At 36.4% G+C, this 4,592-nt stretch carries 3 protein-coding genes and 1 pseudogene; 1 reads left to right on the top strand and 3 read right to left on the bottom strand.

The features are described 5' to 3' along the window. Positions 1-756 precede the first annotated feature (756 nt). The 3 genes from ADJ83_RS24060 to ADJ83_RS24050 all read right to left on the bottom strand — a co-directional run bounded on the left by ADJ83_RS24060 (position 757) and on the right by ADJ83_RS24050 (position 3,778). Positions 757-2,250 carry a phospholipase D-like domain-containing protein gene (locus ADJ83_RS24060; protein WP_048719310.1) on the bottom strand — a complete coding sequence of 498 codons (1,494 nt, stop codon included), beginning with the start codon at positions 2,248-2,250 and terminating at the stop codon, positions 757-759. Positions 2,251-2,457: 207 nt separating this feature from the next. After that, positions 2,458-2,922 (bottom strand): hypothetical protein, encoded by a 465-nt coding sequence (locus ADJ83_RS24055; protein ID WP_109768765.1) that lies wholly within the window; start codon positions 2,920-2,922, stop codon positions 2,458-2,460. 280 nt (positions 2,923-3,202) lie between these two features. Then, entirely contained in the window at positions 3,203-3,778 is a 576-nt protein-coding gene (locus tag ADJ83_RS24050; RefSeq protein ID WP_026677826.1) for a recombinase family protein, read from the bottom strand. 318 nt (positions 3,779-4,096) lie between these two features. On the opposite strand from ADJ83_RS24050, the pseudogene ADJ83_RS24045 reads away from it, so the two are divergent. Further along, positions 4,097-4,592: pseudogene (locus tag ADJ83_RS24045) on the top strand (hypothetical protein); the annotation flags it as partial.

Genomic DNA, 4,592 nt, shown 5'->3' with positions numbered 1-4,592 from the left:
GCTCGAGTTACAATTCCAACCATGATGTAATATATGAATGAATAACTGTATCTCCACTCATAATAATACACAAGTTCGACCCACTCGGAAAAAGGTTCACCAATAAAGGCGTATGTGAGTACCATAGTGATTTGTGCGATTATAAAAATTTTCCATGTTCTAAAATATTGATATAACAACATGTAAGCTACAGGTATCATTGAAAAATCAAAGGGAAAGGCCCTAGGAATAATAGGTAGAATGCAATTGGATAATCCCAAAACCTATATTGTAAGCCAACTACATCTAATAAGGTTGTTGTTATGATAATTATGGTACCAAATAACAAAATTTCTAAAATAATGTCTCGTTTAACAAGTTTAGCCCATATAACCCAAGGCACAACTAAAAAAACGACTAGTATCCACCATTCCCAAGTTAAAAACTCATTTTTTAGCCAACCATTTAATTCTAAATGATAGAGCTTATCTTCTAATAAACGTATTTCCTTAAGATTTTCAAATATATTATCTATTGATATCACCTCTATATTTAAATGAAAAGGTAACAGATATTTTTGAATTCAAACTCTTTGAGCTGCCTTTTTAGTATTACCGTTTTTTAGTAATGAATTTCCATCGTAAATAAGAAAAAACCCATGTTGGAAGTTCTTATAATACACGGGTTTTCGACTTTTTTTCAAATAAGTCAGAAATATATTAAAAACAAAGTTAAATCTAGATTTAAGATAGAACAATAAAAACAGGATACATCAACTTATAATAATGGAGAAAGCAGACGAGCACCTTGTTCAACAATGCGCTCGGTCAGGGATCGTTGCAACAAGTCTTCAATTCTTAATGGTACAGAATCAGTAAGATCCCCCTCGAACTGCTCTGTGAGTTCTCTTGCCACATCAGCACTGTACACGACTTGACACACCTCATAATTCAGGCGAAAACTTCTCATATCATAGTTTGCTGCGCCTACTTCTGCAATTTCCTCATCAATGATCATCAGTTTCGCATGTAACATTCCTTTATTGTACTGGTAGATTTGGACCCCAGCTTCTATAAGTTCCCCGTAATAGGTACGACTTGCATAGCCCACGCTTTTTTGATCAATGTGGCGAGGAACCAGCAATCTTACGTGCACACCACGAGCTACTGCTGTCTTTAATGCCATGATAATATCCGTTTCTGGTACAAAATAGGGTGTTGTTAAATCAATAGTCTTGGTCGCCTGTGTTATACATATAAAGTAAGCTTGACGAATAACTGGGGTAGGAATTCCAGGGTTTCCTTCCAACGTATGGATGTACGCTTTTTGCAATGTCCCTGTCTTTGGGTATATGTCCATCTCTTTACCATCTATGGTGCTCAACTCTGAACCCAATTCGGCTGACCATCTGGAAAGATCTACTCTTCCGATTGGATTGATTTTCGTTACCTCAGATTTTGTTTTCAGATTTGTTTTCGATTTTATCCGTTCCGGCACAGCAATATTCCAATGAACGTCAAAGACAGTCTGCAAATTGACTGATGCTTCTCCTGTTATTTGTAAATGAGTATCCCTCCAGAAGCCAACGTCAGGCTTCAATCCTGTATATTCATATCCTACGTTCATGCCACCAGTAAAAGCTTTCTTTCCGTCGATCGTGACAATCTTACAATGATCCCGATAATTCCAATTGGATAAAATCCAGGGAAAGCGTAAAGGAAATATTGTCCGGCATTCTATCCCTGCTTCCACCATCTGAAGGATTTTTTGACGCGGAAATTTTTTACTCCCCCAACCATCTCTAATAAAACGAACCCGCACTCCGTTTACTGCTTTTTCGATCAGCAGTTCTGTGATGCGATTACCTATTTGGTCATTCCGATAGATGTAATATTCCAGATCAATGGTTTTTTGGGCTTTTTGTAGGGATTCGATGAGTTGTTCATATTTTGCTATTCCATTGTTAAACACTTGGACTTGGCCCATTCGAAGCCCATTCACAGTGAAATGCCGTAAAGCATCGGCAATTACCGATGCTGAATCACCGAATGTCTCAGGTAATTTGTTAGATTCATTTTTAGAAGAGTTCAATCTTTTTCGATGAATAAACTTAGGGTTTGATACGCTAAGATAAAGCAAGAAACCAATGACTGGCAAAAGAAGGACGATTATTATCCAATTCAATGCCTTGGCAGGCCTACGTACTTCCCAAATTGCTATGAATAAGATAAAGAACATATTTAACAGGTATAGATAAAAAATCCACTCCAACTGGAATCCCTCCTTCTGTTTCTCTTAACATGTCCAAACTATGTAGCGAGTATACGTTTGGAATACGAAGGAATTGTTTAGATACCTTTTCTTATGAGACACCCAAAATAATTTTGTAATTAGTTTATTTTGTCACAGGAATTTAAACGTTGGAAATGGATCGAAAAACAAAAATGGAGGTCCGTTTTACATTTATTCCATTTAAACCTAAAATCTTACATAATTCTGCTGTAGCTGACTAAGTATATTTGATGTTAAAAAGACTCCAACAGGGGGCAAGGTACCACTAATTACGGGATATCCGGTAAGAGCTCTATCGGTTGTAGCAATCCATGTTCCGTATTCGCCTGCTTGTAAAGAAGGAGGTTTCATAATAAATCGTCCATTTAAAATAAAATGTCGAATTCTAATTGTAGCATCATCAATGATAGTTAATGTACCGGAGAACATAGCATAAGGTGAATCAAATCTTATCTGTTTAGTATTCTCATCCCAATATCCACTAATAGGAATAGGTGTACCACGAAAATTAACCGTACCAATTACCCTGTTATCTGTAATAGAGTTAATGTTGAGTACGCCCCAAACGATTGGTTTACCAGCTATAGCAGCATGGATACCCCATACTGATGGGAATGGAATACTAACCATTGTTTGCTGTGCAGTTTGCAATACTAATCTCCCCCTAAATTTAAAGTTTATGTTCTGAAGAATAAAGGATTAGATATCTTATTTACTACCCTATATAAAGGACCAATCCAGTATATGCACCACAAGCTGAATATGTTTACTTTTAACGGTTAGAAGCTCATCCTTTCGTTGAAAAATGCAGCTCATTCAAAAAATAGTTGTTAACTTTTAAGAAATCACTCGTGATGGAATCAAAAATCACGTGACAAAAAGTTATTTATTCAACTATATGGCCTTTTCTGGAATATGGGGTAAGGAAGGACTATTTGTTCTCTTCTGATAGCTTTCTATATAATGAAGCTCTAGACACATTTGTAATTTCGCAAATTTGATTTACAGTCATATTTCCTTCTTTATATAGCTTAACTGCATAATTCATTCCTGCGTGATTTTTATGATATTTCTTTAACCGACCTTTAAACTTTCCTTCTTTCTTAGCCAACTCAATCCCTTCACGTTGTCGCATACGAATAAGATCTCGCTCTAATTGGTTAACACCAGCCATTACTGTAATTAAGAATTGGCTGTATGGATTATCATCTGATAAATCTAGCCATGTATCTTTTAGTGATTTTAAGCTTGCTTTTTTTTTCCGTATGTTATCGATTAATTCAAATAGGTCTTGTGTGCTACGAGTAATTCGAGTTAAGTCTGTAACATAAATGATGTCATCTTCCTGTAGATCCTCTAACATTTTTTGAAGTTGCTCGCGATCCTTTGTTGCTCCAGAAACTTTTTCTTCGTATATAATATCCATTCCAATTTCATTTAGCTGCTCAAATTGCCTTGAAGGATTTTGGCTGGTCGAACTAACACGTATATAACCGATTTTCCGCAAAATATCACCTCGTTTTTGAGACAAGTCTTATGAGACGCTCTTAACTATGATTGTCACTTTAGACGTTATTTTGCACCAATTTTAATCGCTATTTTGCATTATAAGTAATAAAAAAGTTATCTTAAAATGATAGCTGTTAAGTTAAAATAAAGTTCTTCAACTTAAAATTAAGTGGTTAAAACAACAGTTATGATATTCCATTAAAGGGCCAGATTGTTGAGGAACGTTTTCAAGTAAATAGATTATTCTAGTATGAATATACGCATGAAATGCTCCTTTCCTGCATATACCGTAGTGATATGAAGAGGAGAGGATGAAATGGTACAACCTTTAGATCCTAAAAGGATTCCTAAATTCGTAAATCAACTCGTTATCCCACCGGTATATATGCCTACTATTCTTAGACAGCCAATATCTGGTGAAGTGATCGGGCATGCGTATAAAATTGAAGCAAGTGAATTCCAGCAGCAAATCTTACCGCCTGGATTCGGTACCACGAAAGTTTTTGGTTACAGTGGTATGATACAGGACCCGTACACGGGAAGAGCGGTTTACTATAAAAGTGCTCCAGGTTCCACATTTGAAGCCATTCGAGGAATTCCTGTACATGTTCAATGGATAAACAACATTACTGGTCCCCATTTTCTTCCGGTTGATCCGACACTCGATTGGGCAAATCCAAATTCCATGTCAGTTCCTCTACCACCATTTCCATCATTTCCACCAGGATTTCCCCTAGCACAGCAACCAGTACCTATTGTCCCTCATTTGCACGGAGGAGAGCATCCATCTTATTTTGACGGTTATCCTGATG

Source organism: Bacillus sp. 522_BSPC (assembly GCF_001076885.1).
GTDB lineage: Bacteria > Bacillota > Bacilli > Bacillales > Cytobacillaceae > Niallia > Niallia hominis.
This window is presented reverse-complemented; position numbering and strand designations above follow the sequence as displayed.